The 19,360-nt window shown below is 61.8% G+C and carries 16 protein-coding genes and 1 tRNA gene; 6 read left to right on the top strand and 11 right to left on the bottom strand.

Going from position 1 to position 19,360, the window contains the following annotated elements; all coding sequences use genetic code 11:
- The 8 genes from AC6IZO_RS15940 to dps form a co-directional block, all read right to left on the bottom strand.
- Window positions 1-579 carry a hypothetical protein gene (locus AC6IZO_RS15940; RefSeq protein ID WP_497806387.1) on the bottom strand — a complete coding sequence of 193 codons (579 nt, stop codon included), beginning with the start codon at window positions 577-579 and terminating at the stop codon, window positions 1-3.
- Between the two features lie 159 nt (window positions 580-738).
- Window positions 739-3,444, bottom strand: coding sequence for a winged helix-turn-helix domain-containing protein (locus AC6IZO_RS15935; protein WP_497806385.1), 2,706 nt, complete (start codon window positions 3,442-3,444; stop codon window positions 739-741).
- A 403-nt stretch (window positions 3,445-3,847) separates the two neighbouring features.
- Window positions 3,848-3,924: transfer RNA gene (locus AC6IZO_RS15930), tRNA-Pro, on the bottom strand.
- 271 nt (window positions 3,925-4,195) lie between these two features.
- Window positions 4,196-5,008, bottom strand: a complete 813-nt coding sequence (locus tag AC6IZO_RS15925; RefSeq protein ID WP_497806383.1) for a c(7)-type cytochrome triheme domain-containing protein — start codon at window positions 5,006-5,008, stop codon at window positions 4,196-4,198.
- 4 nt (window positions 5,009-5,012) lie between these two features.
- Window positions 5,013-5,342, bottom strand: a complete 330-nt coding sequence (locus AC6IZO_RS15920) for a hypothetical protein (protein ID WP_497806381.1) — start codon at window positions 5,340-5,342, stop codon at window positions 5,013-5,015.
- 12 nt (window positions 5,343-5,354) lie between these two features.
- Window positions 5,355-6,092 carry a c(7)-type cytochrome triheme domain-containing protein gene (locus tag AC6IZO_RS15915; protein WP_497806379.1) on the bottom strand — a complete coding sequence of 246 codons (738 nt, stop codon included), beginning with the start codon at window positions 6,090-6,092 and terminating at the stop codon, window positions 5,355-5,357.
- A gap of 300 nt (window positions 6,093-6,392) precedes the next feature.
- On the bottom strand, window positions 6,393-7,886 hold the full coding sequence (locus AC6IZO_RS15910; protein ID WP_497806377.1) for a hypothetical protein: 1,494 nt from the start codon (window positions 7,884-7,886) through the stop codon (window positions 6,393-6,395).
- A gap of 224 nt (window positions 7,887-8,110) precedes the next feature.
- Complete coding sequence (gene dps, locus AC6IZO_RS15905) at window positions 8,111-8,611, bottom strand: DNA starvation/stationary phase protection protein Dps (protein WP_497806375.1); 501 nt, start codon at window positions 8,609-8,611, stop codon at window positions 8,111-8,113.
- 229 nt (window positions 8,612-8,840) lie between these two features.
- Here dps and AC6IZO_RS15900 point away from each other — a divergent pair, with 229 nt between their 5' ends.
- Entirely contained in the window at window positions 8,841-9,830 is a 990-nt protein-coding gene (locus AC6IZO_RS15900) for a histone deacetylase family protein (RefSeq protein WP_497806373.1), read from the top strand.
- 283 nt (window positions 9,831-10,113) lie between these two features.
- On the top strand, window positions 10,114-11,490 hold the full coding sequence (gene ffh / locus AC6IZO_RS15895; RefSeq protein WP_497806371.1) for a signal recognition particle protein: 1,377 nt from the start codon (window positions 10,114-10,116) through the stop codon (window positions 11,488-11,490).
- 79 nt (window positions 11,491-11,569) lie between these two features.
- Here the strand turns inward: ffh and AC6IZO_RS15890 are convergent, their stop codons facing one another.
- From AC6IZO_RS15890 to AC6IZO_RS15880, 3 genes are all read right to left on the bottom strand, one after another.
- On the bottom strand, window positions 11,570-13,339 hold the full coding sequence (locus AC6IZO_RS15890) for a VWA domain-containing protein (protein WP_497806369.1): 1,770 nt from the start codon (window positions 13,337-13,339) through the stop codon (window positions 11,570-11,572).
- A 301-nt stretch (window positions 13,340-13,640) separates the two neighbouring features.
- Window positions 13,641-14,675 (bottom strand): site-2 protease family protein, encoded by a 1,035-nt coding sequence (locus AC6IZO_RS15885; RefSeq protein ID WP_497806367.1) that lies wholly within the window; start codon window positions 14,673-14,675, stop codon window positions 13,641-13,643.
- Window positions 14,676-14,818: 143 nt separating this feature from the next.
- Window positions 14,819-15,088 carry an HU family DNA-binding protein gene (locus tag AC6IZO_RS15880; protein ID WP_497806364.1) on the bottom strand — a complete coding sequence of 90 codons (270 nt, stop codon included), beginning with the start codon at window positions 15,086-15,088 and terminating at the stop codon, window positions 14,819-14,821.
- A gap of 296 nt (window positions 15,089-15,384) precedes the next feature.
- On the opposite strand from AC6IZO_RS15880, the gene AC6IZO_RS15875 reads away from it, so the two are divergent.
- From AC6IZO_RS15875 to AC6IZO_RS15860, 4 genes are all read left to right on the top strand, one after another.
- Window positions 15,385-16,872, top strand: a complete 1,488-nt coding sequence (locus AC6IZO_RS15875) for an ATP-binding protein (protein ID WP_497806362.1) — start codon at window positions 15,385-15,387, stop codon at window positions 16,870-16,872.
- The gene (dcd, locus tag AC6IZO_RS15870) at window positions 16,869-17,420 is read left to right on the top strand and encodes a dCTP deaminase (RefSeq protein ID WP_497806360.1); all 552 of its coding nucleotides are present in this window, start codon (window positions 16,869-16,871) and stop codon (window positions 17,418-17,420) included. The genes AC6IZO_RS15875 and dcd overlap by 4 nt, the downstream gene beginning before the upstream one ends.
- A 13-nt stretch (window positions 17,421-17,433) precedes the next feature.
- Window positions 17,434-18,237: a class I SAM-dependent methyltransferase gene (locus AC6IZO_RS15865; protein WP_497806358.1), complete on the top strand. Its 804-nt coding sequence runs from the start codon at window positions 17,434-17,436 to the stop codon at window positions 18,235-18,237.
- A gap of 98 nt (window positions 18,238-18,335) precedes the next feature.
- Window positions 18,336-19,349 carry an L-threonylcarbamoyladenylate synthase gene (locus tag AC6IZO_RS15860; protein WP_497806356.1) on the top strand — a complete coding sequence of 338 codons (1,014 nt, stop codon included), beginning with the start codon at window positions 18,336-18,338 and terminating at the stop codon, window positions 19,347-19,349.
- Window positions 19,350-19,360: the final 11 nt, after the last annotated feature.

The raw sequence follows: 19,360 nt of genomic DNA, 5'->3' as shown, positions 1-19,360 counted from the left end.
TCAGCGCGCGTCTTCCGGAATGGAAACGCGTCTGGTCGCCATCAGCGCGCAAACGCCGCCCAGAATGGCGGCCGCAAGCTGGACCTTGGGAGCACTGGGAAGCGAGAGCACCTCGAGCGAAACGAGATCGCTCGACATCTGGTTCGCAACAATCAGCGTGGCTGCAATCATTGCCAACGGAACCAGCATGGCCAGCACATAGCCAGCAATGCCGCACCAGCGGGAGGCTTTGGCATGGCTCAACGCCGCCAACACCAGGTGCAGAAGCAGCAGGGCCAAGGCAGTGATGGCGGCACACTCCAGCACCACCAGCGCCACGGCGCCAATGCGCAGTAACGCCGCAGTGGAGTTGCCCGTCGACTCATTCATCATCTTGTTGAGCCACGGGGCATAGAGCGCGGTCAGGTTGCGGACGTAGCGGGTGATTTCGAAGAGATTGCCGCCCACATAGCTGCTGACGACAGGAACCGTAATAACCTTTGCAAACGTTGTATAGAAAATGACAGCCGTAAAAATAGAGCTGCCCAGCAGCGGAACTGCGGAAGCAATGCTTCTATTCTGAGAATCGGGTTGGACCATGATGCATGGACTCCGTGCGATGAACTTGCACGCTTATGCTGGCTGCCAGCGCGTCAGATTGCCCCATACTTTTGAACAGCCGAGGCAAGATTCTCCGAAGGAAGTGCCACTGACAGCAAAAGGCGCCAGTGTGGCCGAGCGGAACGCTGCACGCCGGACTTAGATCAGTTTGAGCGTGCGCACCTTTGCCGTGGCGGCGGAACGGTTACGAACCTCAAGCTTGGAGTAAATGTTTGAGAAATGCCATTTGACGGTTGTGAGCGCCACGGAAGTCCGCTCCGCAATTTGTTGGTTGGAAAGTCCCGCATCAGCCAGACGCAGCAGTTCCAGTTCCCGTGCGGTGAGTGAACCGGACGTAAGTTCGTCCTCGCTCGTGGAAGGCTCTGGAGCAACCGTCTTTCCCAGGCAGCGCCCACCGCAAATACGCAGGAACAACGCCCGTTCGTCGTTGTCGACGAATCCCCAATCCTTTTCCTTAAACTGCGCAATGATGGTACGAAGCGCGTCGAGCCGCACAAAAAATGGATGAACGATGCCGCGTTTGGCCGCCAGCCGGATGGCCCGGTGGAGGTGACGCAACGCATGCGGCAGATTCTCCAGCCGGAACGAGAGCACTGCGAGTGCAATTTCCAGTTCCACGGCAACAGCGCGACGCTTGTTCTTCTCTGCCGCTGTCAGCAGCCCTTCTGACAGCAAAATGGCCTGCCGGTTCATGCCCTGCGCAATGAGATATTCCAGACGCGTCATGCTGACGAGTTCCTGCACATATGCCGATGGCATCTGCGCTGATTGCGGGGTTATTCCCAGATTCAACCCGGCCAATTCCGCCTGCAAGCAGGCTTCATCGATCCGCTGCATACGCAGGAGCCGCCGAATCAGGTAGCAGTGCGAAACGATGTTCATCGGAGGAGGATACGCGTCGATGAGGCGACCGATGTTTGCCGGCGAGAGTGGACTTGCCTCCGTTCCATCCCAGAGTTCCAGTGCCGCCTCCACGCCATGGAAGGTTGTTTCATTGATGGCGTGTGACGGCAGATGCGCCAGTCCCGCTTCCAGGTACTTCTGCGCATCCTCCCTTTGTCCCAGCTGGAGCAGACAGTCGGCCAGCAGCATGTGAATGATAGAGACGTTGTAGGCGGTCTCCCCCAGCGAATCAACGGCTTTCCGCAGCGCTCCGGTCAGTGTTTCCCGGCAATGCAAGTACTCGCCCTCAAAGAAATCGATCTGCGCCTGGAGGATGGAGACCCACGAGGCACCGTAGTCGCTGTTGGCCGAAATGATGCCCGCCTGAGCCGTGCTCAGAGCTCCGCGTGCCGTCTTGAAATCGAAATTTACCGTGGCATTCAGCGCTACCGAACAGGCCACCGTTGCGATGCTGATGTCATTCTGCGCCGTGCTGTTTTCCAACCAGGCTACAGCTTTCCGTGCCGCATCGCCGGTGCGATCCTGGAACAAGTCAATCAGGATGCGCAATTCCTCGAAGCGGCGGCGCAAACGAAGCTGCTTGGATCGCGTTGCGATGGGAATCTGCTCGCCGTCTGGATGCTCCCACACCTTTTCCGACTGACGAAATGCCGCGTCATGTTGGCGCGTAAACAGCAGTGCCCACAGATACCAGTACTCGGACTCCGGCGTGAGTTCCGCGCCAATAGCCTTGGCCTGTTCCACCCAACGGATGTAGGAGACCAGTTCCCCCTTCTGCCCCACCCAGTAGGGAGCAATATTGTGGATGATCTGTGCAGCCGTCTCAGGACATTGGCTGGCAAGAGCATACTCGACTGATTCGGCCGTGCTGGCCCGGCGGCGAGCCCAGTCCACCGCCCGCTTCAGAACCGTGGCGATCGACTCCGGCTCCAATTCGCGCTCTGCTTCGAAAGTCAGGAATTCGCGCACCAGCGGGTGAATTTCGAATCGGCGTCCATTGCGGTCCAGCGGAGTAAGGTAGCAGTTCTCCCGGTAGAGTCTGTCAATCATGCGGCTCGACGTGGGATCTTTCAGCGCGTATCGGCAAAGCTCCACGGTGAGGGGGCGAAACCAGGAGACGGACAACAGGAAACGCCTCAGGCTCGGCTCAAGACGCGAAAGGAATTGCGACCGCAAAAACGAAACAATCGACCTGTCCCGGCCCGAAAACTGGGAGAGGAACAAGTGCGATTCCTTCTGCTCGTCCCAGGCCGACGCCAGCAGACAAACCGCCATGGGCCATCCCAAGGTTCGGGATTCTACTTGTTGCAGTTCGGAGGCCAGCAAACCGCGGCGGCAACGCTCCCGGAAGACTCCCGCGATATCTTCTGCCGTAAAGCGCAAATCCTCGCTTCTCAGGTAGAGCAGGCGACCTTCAAGTATGTGCCGGGCACCATCGGTCTCAATCCGGCATGAGGTGGTGATCCAGATACGTCCGTTCGTAGCGTGCGAAATAATCTGGTCAAGGAATCGCCCGAGCGCTGCGTCGCGGCAATGCTCAAGGTTATCGATGAACACCTCACATCCATAGGTGGAGAGCAGAGACGCAACCAGTCGCCCGTAACTTTCCTTGCGGTTCGCAGCATTGAGTTTGGGAAGCTCGATTTCCGGATGAGCCCGCGAACAAGCCCGGAACAGCAGTCCGACCAGTTGCTCCAAGGTGGTGTCGGAATCATCAAGGGAAACCCAAAGTGGCTTCTTGCCTTGAGCATCGCAATCCAGGTACACCGCCTGCAGAAGCAGGGTCTTGCCGTACCCAACGGGCGCTTCAATCCCCACCATACGAAAGTTGGGTGCAAGGTTCTTTAGCCGGTTGAGGAGTTGCGTGGCGTAGGGAGCTAGGGCTGTAGGCCGCGGTACGAATTTTCCATAATCGTCCGCGCTCTGAATTGGTGCTGCCATGAACCTTCCTCCGGCTGCTTCAATGGAGCAAGTATGGCATGGCGACCCTCGCCCCATCCCACACTTTAGTACAGTCAGGTTCTCTCAAGACAGTCTGCGCATCAGGCCATGAACGACGCCCCTGTTGCCCGAAAAATGGAGTGTGCCCCGCTGGGCGGAATAGTCCCGAACTACTTGCAGACAGGGATTAACTGGGGAAACAGATTGGATTGCTGGCGATACGCATTGAACCTGCCGAAATCGCGTATTGCCTTCAATTATAGGGAATTGGGACGCGCCCCCAAGCTCCGGGGATACTCGCGAGCTTCCTCGCCGTTCAAGGCTGAAAATCCACGCCGTCTACCAAATCATCTACAGTGAATTTCTTGAGGAATTCTAGAGGCTTGTACCTTAATGAAATTAATGGTCGGGGCGACTGGATTCGAACCAGCGACCCCCTGCGCCCAAGGCAGGTGCGCTACCAGGCTGCGCTACGCCCCGACTCCGTTTTGATTATACGTGATTGGGCGTTCTCGTGCCGGGAGGCGCTGCTGCGGGCGAACACCCCGTCTGCAGCGTGGCTCATGACCTGGCACTGTGAGCACGGAATTGGGCACACCGGTTCGCGTCCACGGGAACCGCGCCATGCAGGCAGTCTCATTACACGGGGAATCCCTGAGTGCGGATGGATCGGGGCGGCGGAATGTGACTCTGCCCACGACTGGTTGCCGTAAAGAGTTGCGGCCCGCGTTTCTGGCGCGGGCCGTGAGTCTCACATGCCCGGAACCCAGCCCGGGCCATCCACCCAATTCGGCGCACGGTCATGGCACTGGTTGCAGGCGTTCATCGGGAACGCCACCTTGCCGTGGCAGGCGCCGCAGTAACGTCCCCGCGTGTTCTGATACATGTTGAAGTGCGTTTCGCCGTTGCGCTTGGTGGGGAATATTTCCGGGTGGCAGAGTTCGCAGCCGTTCCACACCGTGTGCAGTTCGTGCGAGAAGCGCACGTCGCGCACCCATTTCAGTTTGGTGGTAATGCCGAAATCCTTGCGCGCCTCAATGGCTCCGCGGCGCACGGAAACACCCTCAAGGAAATCGGTCAGCTTCACTTTGCCGAGCTTCTCGGCGGCCATCCAATCCACTCCGTACTCACCCTTGGGCAGGCTGGCGGTCCAATGCGCGTAGGTGTATTTACGCGCGCCCTTCTTTGCCGAGTGGCAGCGCCCACAGCGTTCGCTGCTCTCCGGCTTGCCGCCCGGCTCGCAGGAAGCGAAAATGACCTTGCCGTTGAACTGCCGCTTGCCGTCATGGCAGGCTCCGCAGTGGAAGCCCTGATGGTTGGTCTGCGCCGAAACGCCGGTGGCGTTCGCCTGCATGGCAAAGCCCAGGTCAACATGGCAAAGCCGGCAGGTGAACATGCTGCGGTGCAGCCAATGGTCAAACGCAACGCCATTCTGCGGGGTGTTTCCACCACCGAGCAGCACCCGTCCGTATGCGTCCGGCGATGGCACGGCCTTCAGGTAAGCCTGAGCTGCGGCCTGCGTGCCAAGCCCAAGCCCCGCATACAGCAGTACAGCAATAACCACGGCGCTATTGAGCCGGATTTTTCTTGGTTTCCAGCACATAAACAAACAGCCCCCTGCATTGCTCCAAACGGCGCGTGTAGACCTTGCGCCTCGTCTCGTCGAGCTTCGGCATCTGTTTGGCGAGCCCGTCGCAGCGCTCCACCAGCTTCTGAAGGTCGTCCTTGGAGAGCAGCATGGCGTCCTGCGTCTGGCTGCAAACCGAGTCGAACTCATGCAGGATGGCCTTCTGCTCCTCTGTCGGAGGCTGCGGCTCGTCGGTCTTCTGCGCCCACGCAACTGCGGCAAACAGCCACAGGCACGCCAGCAGACACACGAGCTTCATCGCGTGTTTCATGGCAACCTCCGGCTACTGCTGCACGGGTTTGGTGTGGCAACGCTGGCAGTCCGTGGTGGGGAAGGCCACCGTGCTGTGGCAGGCCCCGCAGGAGCGCCCTTCAAAAATGTCGACCATGCTGTACTTCGACATGCCCTTCTTCACGCCAAAGAAGATCTCCGGATGGCACAGCTCGCAGCCGTTCCACACCGTGTGCTTCTTGTGCGAGAAGATGATGTCGGGCATCGACTCCAGCTTCGGGTTCAGTGCAAAGTCCTTCTGCACGGCAAGGTTTCCGCGCTTGATGGAGATGCCCTCAACAAAATCTGCGGGGTGGATCAAGCCGGTTTCTTCCGACTTCTCCCAGTCAATACCGTTCCCGAAACGCTCCCTGGGCAGCGGCGCGGTAAAGCGGGCAAAGTCATAATCACTCTTCACCGCCTTGCCGTAGGAGTGGCAGCGGTCGCAACGCTGGGCGTCGGCCTGAGAGTTGCGCGCGCCGCAGGCGGCAAATACCGCCTTGTTATCCACCATGGTCTTGCCGTTGTGGCAGCTGCCGCAGTAGTAGCCGCGCATGTTGTCCGCCTGCTTGATGCCGGTTCCATTGGTCTTCATGGCGAAGCCGATATCGACATGGCAGACGCGGCAGGTGAATTTCGAACGATGAATCCAGTGCTCGAAGACCACGGGCGGAAGTTCGCCCTGTCCCTGCGTGGTAGAGCCGATCAGGACACGGCCGTACTCATAGGGCAGAGGACGGCGCTTTTTCATTCCAGTTTGGGCTGCGAGAGGACTACAGATTAGAACAATCAGCGAGAGCGCCAAAAGCACTTTGCACTTCATCGGGCACCTCCTTGGGTGGCCTCGTGAACCGCTTGGCGTGGCTGTTGTATGCGTGGCGCAGCAGTGGCTGCGCTGGAGGCACGCAGCAGCAATCGAACTTCTGCTCATTCCCGGCCAGGCTCGTTCTTTGTGTTGCAACAACGTCAATGGAGATTAGGCCGCAAAGTGCCAGACACAGCGGTGACCGGAGTCACTTCGGGAGGTGATACAAAGAGCAGTTTGTCCAGATTACGAGGCGGAAGCGAGCACATGCTGGCGGAAGGCGGACGCACAGGCATCGCTCTGACGGCGTTGCGCCTCAAAGCCCGGAAGCTCGCGCACGGACTTCAGCAGAGGATCGCTGACCAGCAGGGGAGAAGCGCAATCGCCACGCTGTTGCGCGCGCTGCACTTCAAACAGGCTTGCCTCCGGCTGCCCGGTGTAGCCAAACACGCGCGCCCGCAGCAGGTGCTCATCGGCGGTGAGCGGACGCTGCGCATCAGCCTGGCAGGCCATGGTCAGCCGTGCCAACGTCTCCTGCGGAGCCTTCTTCAGATACGCGGCCAGCAAGGTGGCTTCACAGGAACTCTTCACCTTGTCGAGCCGTGTCAGCGCCGCCTCGCGGTTGCCCTCATCGAGCGCGATGAAGACGTGCCGCCAGGAGGAATAGCCGGTGCCGAGATCGACGTGGGTGAAGCGTTCGGCCTGCACCTTCTGCCCAAGCATCTCGTAAGCCAGCGAACAGGAGCGCAGGCGGAACTCGCGGGGATCGAGGTGCAGGGCGATGTCGCAGTCGCGCGAGGCTTCATGCAGCATGCCGCCGTGGCGCAGCACATCCGCCCGCAGCAGGTGTGCATAGCTGCTGCCTGGACGGAGTTTGACCAGCCGTTGCGCCAGATCGTACGCGTCATTCAGGTGATTGCGATCAACACTCAGCTTGACCTGCGCTTCCAGTGCCGCAGAAAAACCGCCATCAAGCGAGAGTGCGTGCGCCAGAGCGGTCGCGGCCTGTGCGAGTTTGGCGTCGGCCACATTCGTGTCACCTTGGAGGGCGTCGATGCGCAACCGCTCCCCAAGAGCCAGCCACGCCGGAGCCAGCGAGGCGTCCAGCTCGGTTGAACGCTGCAGCATGGCAATGGCCTCGCGATTGAGTCCACCGGAGTATGGCATGGCCGCGCTGCGCAGGTAGAGATCGTAGGCTTGTTCGCTGGGCGCCACCAGCGTCATGGCCACGCTGTTGAGAGGCATGCCCATCGCGGAGGCCAGTTCGGGCAGCACCTGCTTGGCCAGCGCGGCGCGCACCTCCAGATTCGATTCCAGTGAGGTTGTGAACTCCTGCCGCAGCTTCTCCTTGCGCGTGTCAGGATCAATGAGCGCCAGTTCAACCTTCAAATTGGTGCCGCTGCGCACAACGCGCCCGGTGATCAGGTAGGTGGCATGCAGGTCGCGCGCCGTCCGCGCGTAGTCCAGTTTTTCAATCGGATAATTGCGGCTGTTGCTGAAGGGGCGCACGGCCAGGTTGGTCTCGCGCGCAAGGCCCAGGGCAATTTCGTCCGGCACCGCCCAGCAAAGGTACTGCTGTGCGCGGTCCTGCCCGCTGTAGTCAAATGTCAGCAAGGCGACGCTGGTCTGCACGCCGCTGGCAGGTGTGGGCTTCTGCAGACGCAGGTTCCACCACAGCACCCCAAGCGCCACAAGCATAACCACCAGCGCCACAAGCCACCAGGGACACAACCGTCGCATGGGCCTCTTTCGGACCGGCTGGGATTGCCCTGCTGTGGCGGATGATTGTGATGGAGCGGATTCCTGCAAGCGTGTCCTCGCACGGCTCCTGGAACGGCAGGAGCCAGCCTTCCACTGCGCCCTTCAGTGTACCCTCCCGCGACGCGCATGGTAAGTGGGCAGGCGTCGTGCAAAATGGAAACGGCAGCCGCGAGGGCTGCCGAAGTCCTGTCTTCCCGCTGGAGTTATTTCACCAGATGCGACTCCACGAACCACAGGTCCTTGTCCAGTTCGCGCGAGATGCCGGTGAACAGATCAGCCGTGTCCTTGTCGCCGAGGCGGTCGGCTTCGTCAATGGCTTCACGGACGGTGTTGGCATGGTGCGCCAGATTGTGCGTCAGGGCCTTCAGGTGCTCTTCGCCGCTGACGGCATCCACCTTGTACTCGGGCAGCCCGGAGTCTTTGGCCGCCTGACGGACGGTGCCGTTGGCCACGCCGCCGAGTGCGCCGATGCGCTCGGCAATTTCATCGCTCTGCTCCACGATGTGTCCGTTGATCTGGTCAAAGAGCAGGTGCAACTGGTAGAACTGAGGGCCGCGCACGTTCCAGTGCGCGAACTTCACCTGGCTGGCCAGGTCGAGCGAGTCAAACAGGCGGGCATTCAACAGCGCAATCAATGCGCCACGGTGTTCTTCGTTGAGTTCAATGCTGGACGGATGCTGACGGGAAGCTACAGTCTTTGTCATCTCAAAATCTCCTTCACCACCCTGCCCTTCGGCTCCGGGCGGCTACACTGGAATAGATGTGCGGCAGCATGGACGGATTCAAAATGAATAAAAATTATTAAAGTAAAAATATTCTCCAACTCATGCCTTCCTGCGTTCTTCCCTTGCCGCTGCAAAGCCACGGCATGCCGGACGGCCTGCAGATTTTCGCCGCCTCCGCCACAATCCCCAGTACACTCAACTCACGCGCATGCTTCCCTTTCGCCTGTTCTACGACGAGCGGTACCGGCTGCCCATCGGCACGCACATCTTCCATGCCGACAAGTATTCGCGCGTCTACGAGCGGCTGCTGGCAATGGACAAGGCCACGCGCGAGGATTTTCTCTCCGCTCCGCCCGCGCGCGATGAAGATGTGCTGCTGGTGCACACGCCCATGTGGGTGGACAAGCTGCGCAAGGGCCTGTTGAGCGTCCGCGAAGAGCTTGAGCTGGAAGTCCCCTACAGCCCGGAGCTGGTTACGGCCTTCTGGGGCGTGGCGGGCATGAGCGCCACGGCCGCCGAATACGCGCTGCAGGACGGTTGCGCCGTGCACATTGGCGGCGGCTTCCACCACGCTTTTGCCGACCATGGCGAGGGCTTCTGCGTCATCAATGACGTGGCCATCGCCATCCGCGTGATGCAGCGCAAGGGCCGCATCGTGCGCGCCATGGTCATTGACACCGACGTGCACCAGGGCAACGGCACGGCCGCCATCTTCGGCACCGGCGAGCCTGAGCCCTTCCCCAAGCCGTCGTGGTCGGCGGCACTCACCATGCCGCGCAAACCGGCCAGCCTCAAGAGCAGCGAGGTGCGCGACGTCTTCACCGTCTCCATCCATCAGGAGAGCAACTACCCGGCGTGGAAGCCCGCCTCGTCGATCGACGTGAACCTGCCGGATGGCACCCACGACGCTGAGTATCTGGAATGGCTGCGCACGGCGCTCGACCGCGCGCGCGAACGCTTTGAGCCGGAGTTGATCTGCTACGTTGCCGGAGCCGACCCCTACGCACACGATCAGCTTGGCGGGCTGGCGCTGACCTTTGAGGGATTGAAGGAGCGCGACGTCATGGTCTACGAGTTTGCCCGCGACCTCGGCTGCCCCATCATGGCCACCTTCGCTGGCGGCTACGCCGAGCAGCTCGACGATACCGTCGCCATCCACACCAACACGGTGCTCGCCGCCATCGAGGCCTTCGGATAGGACGTATGCCCCTCAGCGCCGGGGGCAAGCTGCATGCTATGCCATTCACAAATGCGTCATCCTGAGGAGAGAAGCGACGAAGGATCTGCTGTTCGCCATCGCTCCCGATTGCCGCTATCTTGACCATGCACTACGTAAACAGCAGATCCTTCGCTACGCTCAGGATGACGCCTCGCACAGGGCGACATTTCTCCAATTCGCACAACCTGTTCTGCCCACCACGGACTCCATGCGCCCCCAATTCCCCGCCTTCCCCTGTTAAAATGTTCCTTGGACTGCCGATATGTTTGAGAACCTTACAGAGAAACTTCAGCGGACATTTAAGAACCTTCGCGGCCAGGGCAAACTGACCGAAGAGAACATGAACGAGGTGCTGCGCGAAATTCGCGTGGCCCTGCTCGAAGCCGACGTCAACTTCAAGGTCGTGGGCACTTTCCTTGAGGCCGTAAAGGTCAAGGCGCTCGGCACCGAAGTGATGACGGCGCTCTCGCCCGCCGAGCAGGTCGTCAAGATCGTCCGCGATGAACTGGTGGCCATTCTCGGCACCGACACGGCGAAGCTGAAGTTCGCCTCGCAGCCGCCTACCATCGTGCTGATGGCCGGTCTGCAGGGCGCCGGCAAAACCACCACCAGCGGCAAGCTGGCTGCGTGGTTGAAGAAGGGCGGACACCGCCCCATGCTGGTCTCCGTCGACGTCTACCGCCCGGCTGCGCGCGAACAGTTGAAGATTGTGGCGCAGGGCGTGGGCGCGCACATTTACGAAGGCTCAAACGTTGAGAGCAACACCGCCTGCGTTGAGCGGCTGGCCAAGGAAGCGCGCCGCGAGGCCGTCAACAACGGCTGCGACGTGCTCATCGTTGATACCGCAGGCCGCCTGCACATTGACGAGCAGTTGATGGACGAGATGCAGTCGCTGAAGAAGCTGCTCTCGCCGCAGGAAATCCTCTACGTGGCCGACGCCATGACCGGCCAGGACGCGGTGAACTCCGCCAAGGAGTTCCACGACAAGCTGACGCTGACTGGCGTGGTGCTGACCAAGATGGACGGCGACGCCCGTGGCGGCGCGGCACTCTCCATCCGCAACGTCACCGGCCAGCCCATCAAGTTCCTCGGCATCAGTGAAAAACCGGACGGCCTTGAGCCGTTCCACCCGGACCGCATCGTCGGCCGCATTCTCGGCATGGGCGACATCATGTCGCTCATCGAAAAGGCCGAAGAACGGCTCGACAAGAAGAAGTCCGAGGAGTTCGCGCAGAAGGCACTCAGCGGCGGCGGCTTCTCGCTCGAAGATTTCCGCGATCAGCTTCGTCAGGTGCGCAAGCTCGGCTCGCTGCAGTCGATTGTGAAGATGCTGCCTTCGGTAGGCCCCTTCAGCGGCATGCAGAAGGCCGCCGACAAGGTGGACGAGAAGGAAATCACGCGCGTGGAGGCCATCATCAACTCCATGACCGGTTACGAGCGCGAACATCACGACGTCATCAACGGTTCGCGCCGCAAGCGCATTGCGCGCGGCTCCGGCACCAGCGTGCAGGAGGTCAACCAGCTCCTGAAGCAGTATGCCCAGATGCGCAAGATGTTCAAGGACATGGGCAAGCCGAGCTTCGCACGCAAGATGGCCGGAATGGGCAACATGATGGGTGGCGGCCGCTTCGGCCGCTAGCACCAGGCAGAAGACTTCATTCCAGAAGACACAAAAGGCCCGCACGCAGCGGGCCTTTTCCTTTTCACTGACATGACTGTTACTTGCTTTGTGGTTGCGGGGTGCTCTTCTGAGGCGTCACCACCGGCGCTTCCGGCTTTTCGTCCTGCACGGTATCGCCCTCCAGCCAGTAGCCGGCGCGAGCGGCAATCATGGCGCCGCCGCCTTCGCGCACATAGACCTCGAGCTTGTGCGGGCCAGCCGTGGGTTGCAGTGGCTGGAAGCTGAGCTGATAGCGATTGTGTGCGTGGTTGGCCAGCAATCCCAAGGCTTCGTCCAGTCCCTTCGGGTCGTCAAACAGCACATACTCGCCGCCGGTCAGGTTGGCGATTGCCTGCGGCGTGTTGCTGCGCGCTTCTTCGGAAGCTTTATGAATCAGCCCCACCAGCGACTGCATTGCGCCCGCTGCCAGCGCACCGCCTCCGCCCGGAGGTCCACCCGGATGACCACCGCCACCGCCCGGGCCACCACCGGGTCCGCCACCGCTGCCACCTGCGCCACCCCCTGGAGGCGCACCGCCGCCAGCCATGGGACCACCGCCACCACTAATGCCTCCCACTGCGGCGTTCACGTTCAGCTTCACCGGACCCAGCGAAACCTCCGTGCCAAGTCCGCCGGGTACGATGCCAACGGGACCGCCGGGCGCATTCTTGTCATCCGGCGATTCACCGCCGAGCGGCTTCACACCCGTTGTTCCCTTGCCCGCATCGGCTGCCATCGGCGTCTCGTCCGGGTGGGCCTTCATGGCCTCCACCGAAGGCAGCGACTCCTGCGCGCCTGCCGTCTGCGGATTCATGAACATGTTTCCGCCACCCTGCGTTCCGCCAATCTGCGACGTGCTGGTGGTGGCGCGTCCGTTGAGCGGGCCGCCGCCCATACCGCCCGGCCCCATCATGCCAATCTGCTGAGACATGATGGCTGCGCGGATCAGCGGACCGAAGACGCGCGCAATCCCCTTCAACTGCTCCGTGTCACTCTCCGTGAAGGCGATCATGTAGACCTCCACGTTGCCCGCGACCAACTTGTGCGCCACGTCTTCAATCACGCGCGGATCGCTGTCATCCACGTGGTCGCTGATGACGACGAGCACCTTGCGGCGGCTCTCCGGTACTCGCTGCAACAGGCTGAGCGAATACTGCACGGCGTTGATGATCAGCCCCTCGCCATTGCCCGGAGGCAGGCGGTCAAGCGACGAGATGATGCGGTTGATCTCAGGCGTGAAGTTCTGGCGCAGGCGCACCGTGCTGTCAAAACTCACCAGTGCCATCTCACTGCCGTGGTCTGCCAGAAACGTTTCCAGCATCAGCCCGATGCCGTGCAACGCGCTGCGGCACTTGCCCGGCTGGCGCGTAAATTCGTTGGCGCCGCGCAGCATGGCGCAACCACTGCCGAGCACGGCCGGCGCGCGTCCGCCGGTCTGCACCGTGACCACGATCGACACCGGCTTGGCACCGAACATGTCATCCATGTGCACGCTCTGCTCCTGCCCGTTGTCGAGGATGACGAAATCCTTCGTCTTCAGTCCGTAGATGACGTTGCCCTTGCTATCGGTCACCAGCGTCGGCACCAGCACCAGGTGCGACTGCGAACGGATGGTGGTAATCGGCTCGCCCGCTACACCTGAGGCGGAGGCCTTGCTCCGCGTCTTCTGCGACTCCGCTGAAGCAGCCGTGGCAGCGGCGTTATTGGCCGCCTGCGCCAGCGTTGCCACTGGAGAAAGCAGGGCTGCGAACACCAGAAGCCCGGCACTCGCCTTCACACCAAATTGCCGCGCAAACCGGCGCGCGACTTCATACGTTGTCAAACGCACTAAACCCATCAAAGGCAACTCACAAGAGAGAATGGTTTTGCTGGCGCGTGGAGGGCACGCACCAGTTCACACAACGGCACTCACAGGTTCGACGCAGCAATCATGCGGCGGTAAACGCGCGGAAAGCAGTGCACGCGGGCTTTTACAAAAGCTTACATTCTGCGGAGCTGCGGAAGATGCGCGGAGGGCGCGACGCAATACTTCGCAATAGAACTTCACTCGCACGCAACATTACTGCCGCAGAAGCCATTCGTCTCACGACTGAAACTTGCAATGCGTTGCGCACGAAATGGAGGACGGCTTAGGGCTGTGTGAGCTGGCTCCAGATGGAGCTTTGCGTGAAGGGATCGGGGATCAGCGTGAGAGCCAGCATGACCACCGCGAACAATGCCAGCCAGCGCCGCTTGGCGTCGATGGGAGGCCACGAGGGCACGTCGGGATGGCGCACGCCGGTGACGCCCACCATCACGGCCCAGAGCAGCCAGCTTGCGCTGCACCACATGGCCATCGGCAGCAGCACGCAGATGGTCGTCAAGGTGACCCAGCGGTGCGCCTTCGGCCACACGGCGTAGACTATGTGACCGCCGTCAAGCTGTCCGCCCGGCAGCAGATTCAGCGAGGTGGCAAACATGCCGACCCACGCGGCAATGGCCACCGGATGGTAGTACACCTGTTCCAGCCCCGGCGCCTGAGGGTGCAGCACACGCCACAACAGATGAAACAGCAACGGTGCGCCGAACTGATTGGCCGTATCCTGCGGCACACCCACCCAGCGCGAGTGCGCCAGCCCCCAGATGCTGACCGGCACGGCCGCCACAAAGCCCGCAATCGGCCCGGCAATGCCAATGTCGAACAGCTCGCTGCGATTGTTGATCCAGCCGCGAATGCGGATGAAGGCCCCGAGGGTTCCGATGAACGTGGGCGCGGGAATGAAGAATGGCAGCGTGGCCGGAATGCGATAGTGCACGCAATAGAGGTAGTGCCCCATCTCGTGCGCCAGCAGAATACCCATTAAACAGAGCGCGAACGGCACGCCCAGCCAGATCAGGCGCGGCTCGGCCAGCAGCCATTGCGGGTAGAGGATGGGCAGCACGTCTGCATCGAGCTGGAAGGCCGGCAGATTGTGCAGAAAGTTGTACTGCATGCGCGCGCCCACCACCAGCGTGGTGCAGAAGGTCAGCACCAGCAGCAGCAGGTTGATCCACGCCACCCAGCGCGGCGAGGCCGGCGGTTGCGGCTCCCACTCGTAGGCAATCGGCTTCGGCGCGGGTGCCTCGGCAGGCGCATCTGGCGCAGCTTCGGGCCCCGGCGTAACTGGCGGCGTCATCTCGTCCATTCCAGCTTCATTCTAAATGCAGCGGCAGAGCGAGTGCGCGCTCTGTGGCGCAAACTCTTTCCATGTAATCCAGCGACGCCAACGCAAAAGCCCCGCGCGCGGCGGGGCTTGCTCAAAACTCGAAACTTGATACTTGCAGTTTGCTAGTCGATCGACTGCAGTTCCTTGCCGGGCTTGAAGCGGACGGCCTTTCCCGGAGGAATGTTGACTTCGGCGCCGGTGCGCGGGTTGCGGCCAATGCCGGTCTTTCGCGGACGCACGTTGAAGACGCCGAAACCGCGCAGTTCAATGCGGTCGCCCTTGGCCAGGGCCTTCTTCATGCTCTCGAAAACGGTTTCCACGGCGCGCTCGGCTTTGGTCTTGGTCACGCCGGTCTTGTTCACCACTTCGTTGATGATGTCCAACTTGATCAAGCGCTACTCCCCTTTCTCTCCCGCTCCGCACGGGGGCGCGAGCCGCGTTGCATGGTCCCGCTAAAGCACTGATGCTAGATGAGATACAGACCAATGTCAATGAAAGTTCCCGATTGGGGTGTGCCAAGCTGGGTACCGGCTGAAACTGGAACCGAGTCCCGCCCCGGTAATGCTCGGCGTGCCTCCGCCGGCCACGGCCTTCTGCCGACTCGCCACCGGCTGGGGCTTTCAGTAGAATGCGGACGCAATCCAAAGCTGCTCAAACTGAGATGCCAACGCTCCGCCACAATCCGTGGATGAGGAATCTCGTGTTGCCGGTTGCCGCCGTATTGCTGGCGCAGGCCGCGCGCGAACTGGTGCGCTGGCTCATTGGCGACCCGTTGCCACTGTTCTTCACGCTCTTCCCCGTCACGGCGGCGGTGGCCTTTGTGGGCTTGTGGCCGGGGCTGATCACCACGCTGCTCGGCTGCCTGCTGGTCTTCGGATGGAACATTCCCACCGAACCACTTCTGCGCGCCGTCTCCCTGGGGCACCACGCGGCCACCGTCGGCTTCAATGTGCTGTTCTCGCTGGGCATCTGCTGGTTTGCCGAGCGCTACCGGCACCATCGTGAAAAGGCCATGCTCTATGACCGCGAGCAGCAGCATCGGCTGAGCCAGAAGGCCCTGCGGCGCTACGAGCTGTTTTCGCGCTTCGGCACCGACATCATCTTCTTCCTCGACGCGCCAACCGCACGCATTCTCGACGCCAACCAGGCCGCCCTCGACGCTTACGGCTACAGCCGCGAAGAACTGCTGCAACTGAGCGTCTATGACATACGCTCCGCCGACGCACACTCACAGGCCCGCGAGCAGATGCAGACCGCGCGCTCCGGCGGCATTCTGTTCCAGACCACGCACCGCCGCAAAGATGGCAGCATGTTTCCCGTCGAAGTCAGCTCGCGCGGCGTTGACGTGGAAGGCGAGCACCTGCTGGTCAGCATCATTCGCGACATCAGCGAGCGCAAGCGTACCGAACAGGCGCTCATCCGCAGTGAGAAGCTCGCGGCCGTTGGGCGTGTCGTCGCCGCCGTGGCTCATGAGGTCAACAATCCACTGGAGGCCGTCACCAACGCCATTTACCTGGCGCAGACCAGCCTGAACGAACCGGAACAGATGCGGCGCTATTTGCGCATCGCCGATGAGGAGTTGCGCCGCACCGCGCACGTCACGCGCCAGGTGCTCGGCTTCTACCGCGAGGACACCGTTCCCCGCATGGTTTCCGTGCAACAGGTGCTGGCCTCGGCCATCGACCTGCTCGCCAGCAAGATTCGCTCGCGCAAAGCGCAGATCCACGTGCGCTGCCGCGATGGCGCTGACGCCCTCATCGTTGATGGAGATCTCCGCCAGATATTCTCAAACCTGCTGGTCAACAGCCTGGACGCCCTTGAGGTTGGCGGCACCATCCGCGTACACATTGCGCGCGTCTGGTGTGAACGGCTGCAAGCCGAGTGCATCCGCACGACGGTGGGAGATGATGGCAGCGGCATTGCGCCCGAGCACCGCTCCCATCTGTTCGAGCCGCTGTTCACTACCAAGGACTCCACCGGCACCGGGCTGGGCCTGTGGGTAAGCCGCCAGATTGTGGAGAAGTACGGCGGCATCATCCGCGTGCGCTCCAGATGCGGTGCGCAGCACGGAACCGCCGTCAGCTTCCTGCTGCCACGGCAGCCAAAGCCCGTGGAGCAGGCCGCCGCGATGGTAAACTCAATGTCATTCCATAGCATGAGGACGCCGACAGAATGATCAAGAGCGACCGTTGGATTCGACGCATGGCCGAAGAGTTCGGCATGATCAGCCCCTTCTCCGAAAAGCAGGTCCGCGAGGGAGTCATCTCCTATGGCCTCTCGTCATATGGCTATGACCTGCGCGTCGCCGACGAGTTCAAGATCTTCACCAACGTGAACTCGGCGATCGTCGACCCCAAGCATTTTGACGAGCGCTCGTTCGTCTCACTGCAGTCGGATGTGTGCATTGTGCCGCCGAATTCGTTCGCGCTGGCGCGCTCGGTGGAGTACTTCAAGATTCCGCGCGACGTGCTGACCATCTGCGTCGGCAAGTCGACCTACGCGCGTTGCGGCATCATCGTCAACGTCACGCCCTTTGAACCCGAGTGGGAAGGCTTCGTCACCCTCGAGATCAGCAACACCACGCCGCTGCCCGCCAAGGTCTACGCCAACGAGGGACTCTGCCAGATCCTGTTCTTCCAGTCCGACGAGCCTTGCGAAACCAGCTACGCCGACAAACACGGCAAGTACCAGAACCAGAAGGGCATCGTGCTTCCAAAGCTGTAAGCGCAGCCATTCCATGTCCGGCCCTCAAAACCCGACGTTGTTCGGTGGCGCTGCCTCGTTCTACTCGCGCTACCGGCCAGAGTACCCGGAGTTCGTCTTTGAGACGATCATGAAGAGCTTCGGCCTCGGCGCGGCGACCTCGGTGCTCGATCTCGGCTGTGGTCCGGGCAAGGTTGCGCTGCGCCTCGCGGCCAAAGGCGTGCCGATCTTCGCCGTCGATCCCGACCTCGAAATGCTTGCCGAAGGCATGCGGTGCGAGCAGCGGGCCGGAGCCAGCGGCATCCGCTGGATGCTGGGCAAGGATGAGACGCTGCCAGATTTGAAGCTGCCCCCGCTGACACTGTGCACCATGGGCGCCAGCTTCCACTGGATGGACCGCGAGCCGCTGCTGCGCACGCTCGACCGGCTGATTCTGCCAAAGGGCGGCGTGGCGGTCATGGGCCTTGGCGGTGGCGCCGTCTGGACAGACAATCCGGCTCCGTGGGCGCGCGTGGTGAAAGAGGTGGTCACCGGCTTCCTCGGTCCGGAGCGCCGCGCCGGAGACGGCGTTTACAACGCCTCGCGCGAACCGCACCAGACCGTGCTGGAACGCTCTCCGTTCTGCCATGTTGAGGCGCAAAACTATGTAGTGGAGCGCGAGTTCAGCGTGGAGCAGATTGTTGGCCGCCAGCTCAGCAGTTCGTATTCCTGTCCTGCGCAGTTTGGCGAGCGCGTGGAGCAATTCCGCCGCGAACTGACCGCACGCCTGCTGGAACTTGAGCCTTCCGGACTCCTCAAGGTCGAGCTGAAGGGCGAGCTGCTTCTCGCCCGCCGCTGACACTCGGGCCACGCTCAATTCACACAGGCCGCGCTTCGCGGGTTCACGACCATTTCACATCCATCGCCATCTCGTTTACCCTAGAGCCACGGGCAGAGATGACTTTACGGCTGACCATCACGGAAGGCGACGAGCGCGCCATTGAGCAGGCAGCGGAGATCATCCGCGCGGGCGGGCTGGTGGCCTTCCCCACGGAGACCGTCTACGGCCTGGGTGCGGACGCCACCAACGAAGAAGCAGTCAAGCGCATCTTCGCCGCCAAGGACCGTCCCCACTGGGATCCGCTCATCTGCCACGCCTCCGACCTGGCCATGCTGCGCGCCAACGCCGCCGAGTGGCCCGACGAGGCGGAGCAGTTGGCCGAGGCCTTCATGCCCGGCCCCATCACGCTGCTGCTGCCCAAGGGCGGCCAGATTTCTCCGCTCTGCACCGCCGGACGCCCCAAGGTGGGCCTGCGTATTCCGTCGCATCCGGTGGCACGCCGCTTCATCGCTCTCGCAGGGTTGCCCATTGCCGCGCCCAGCGCCAACCGCTTTGGACACACCAGCCCGACGACGGCCGAGCATGTGCTCGCCGATCTCGACGGCCGCATTGACGCGATTCTCGACGGCGGCCCCGCGCTCGTCGGCGTGGAGAGCACGGTGATCGATCCGTTTCCACCGCCCACCATCTTCCGTCCGGGCGGCCTGAGCCGCGAGCAGATTGAATCCGTTCTGGGCCCTGTGCGCCTGGCGCAACGCCCCATCCTCGACAACCAGCCGCCGGAGGCACTCGAATCTCCCGGGCTGGGATTGCGGCACTATGCGCCGCACGCGCGGCTGGTGCTGGTGGAAGACCCTGAGAAGTTTGAGTTCGCGCTACGCCACGAGGGTCGCGACAAGAAGTTGGCTGTGCTGCTGCCCGCCGGTTGGGAGCTGCCACATGGCGTGAAGGCAACGGTCTTCGAGTGGGGTCCGATGCAGGACTCCGAGGTGCTGGCGCGTCGTCTCTATCATGGTCTGCGCTCGCTCGACGACCTCGGCGTGGACGTTATCGTGGCACCTCTCCCATCACCGACCGGCTTGGGCTTGGCCATCCGCGACCGCCTGCTCAAGGCCTCCTGGAAGAAGTAGCGTTCCACGCG

This window comes from Oryzophilus luti, assembly GCF_059726245.1.
Note: the sequence above shows the minus strand (reverse complement) of the source record. Positions and strands in the feature narration are given on the sequence as shown.

Excerpts from the sequence above, each read along its gene's own strand:
- AC6IZO_RS15935 (WP_497806385.1), bottom strand. The coding sequence starts at position 3,444 with ATGGCAGCACCAATTCAGAGCGCGGACGATTATGGAAAATTCGTACCG.
- AC6IZO_RS15875 (WP_497806362.1), top strand. The coding sequence starts at position 15,385 with ATGAGGAATCTCGTGTTGCCGGTTGCCGCCGTATTGCTGGCGCAGGCC.
- AC6IZO_RS15940 (WP_497806387.1), bottom strand. The coding sequence starts at position 579 with ATGGTCCAACCCGATTCTCAGAATAGAAGCATTGCTTCCGCAGTTCCG.
- dps (WP_497806375.1), bottom strand. The coding sequence starts at position 8,611 with ATGACAAAGACTGTAGCTTCCCGTCAGCATCCGTCCAGCATTGAACTC.
- dcd (WP_497806360.1), top strand. The coding sequence starts at position 16,869 with ATGATCAAGAGCGACCGTTGGATTCGACGCATGGCCGAAGAGTTCGGC.
- ffh (WP_497806371.1), top strand. The coding sequence starts at position 10,114 with ATGTTTGAGAACCTTACAGAGAAACTTCAGCGGACATTTAAGAACCTT.
- AC6IZO_RS15920 (WP_497806381.1), bottom strand. The coding sequence starts at position 5,342 with ATGAAACACGCGATGAAGCTCGTGTGTCTGCTGGCGTGCCTGTGGCTG.
- AC6IZO_RS15860 (WP_497806356.1), top strand. The coding sequence starts at position 18,336 with ATGACTTTACGGCTGACCATCACGGAAGGCGACGAGCGCGCCATTGAG.
- AC6IZO_RS15865 (WP_497806358.1), top strand. The coding sequence starts at position 17,434 with ATGTCCGGCCCTCAAAACCCGACGTTGTTCGGTGGCGCTGCCTCGTTC.
- AC6IZO_RS15900 (WP_497806373.1), top strand. The coding sequence starts at position 8,841 with ATGCTTCCCTTTCGCCTGTTCTACGACGAGCGGTACCGGCTGCCCATC.
- AC6IZO_RS15915 (WP_497806379.1), bottom strand. The coding sequence starts at position 6,092 with ATGAAAAAGCGCCGTCCTCTGCCCTATGAGTACGGCCGTGTCCTGATC.
- AC6IZO_RS15910 (WP_497806377.1), bottom strand. The coding sequence starts at position 7,886 with ATGCGACGGTTGTGTCCCTGGTGGCTTGTGGCGCTGGTGGTTATGCTT.
- AC6IZO_RS15885 (WP_497806367.1), bottom strand. The coding sequence starts at position 14,675 with ATGGACGAGATGACGCCGCCAGTTACGCCGGGGCCCGAAGCTGCGCCA.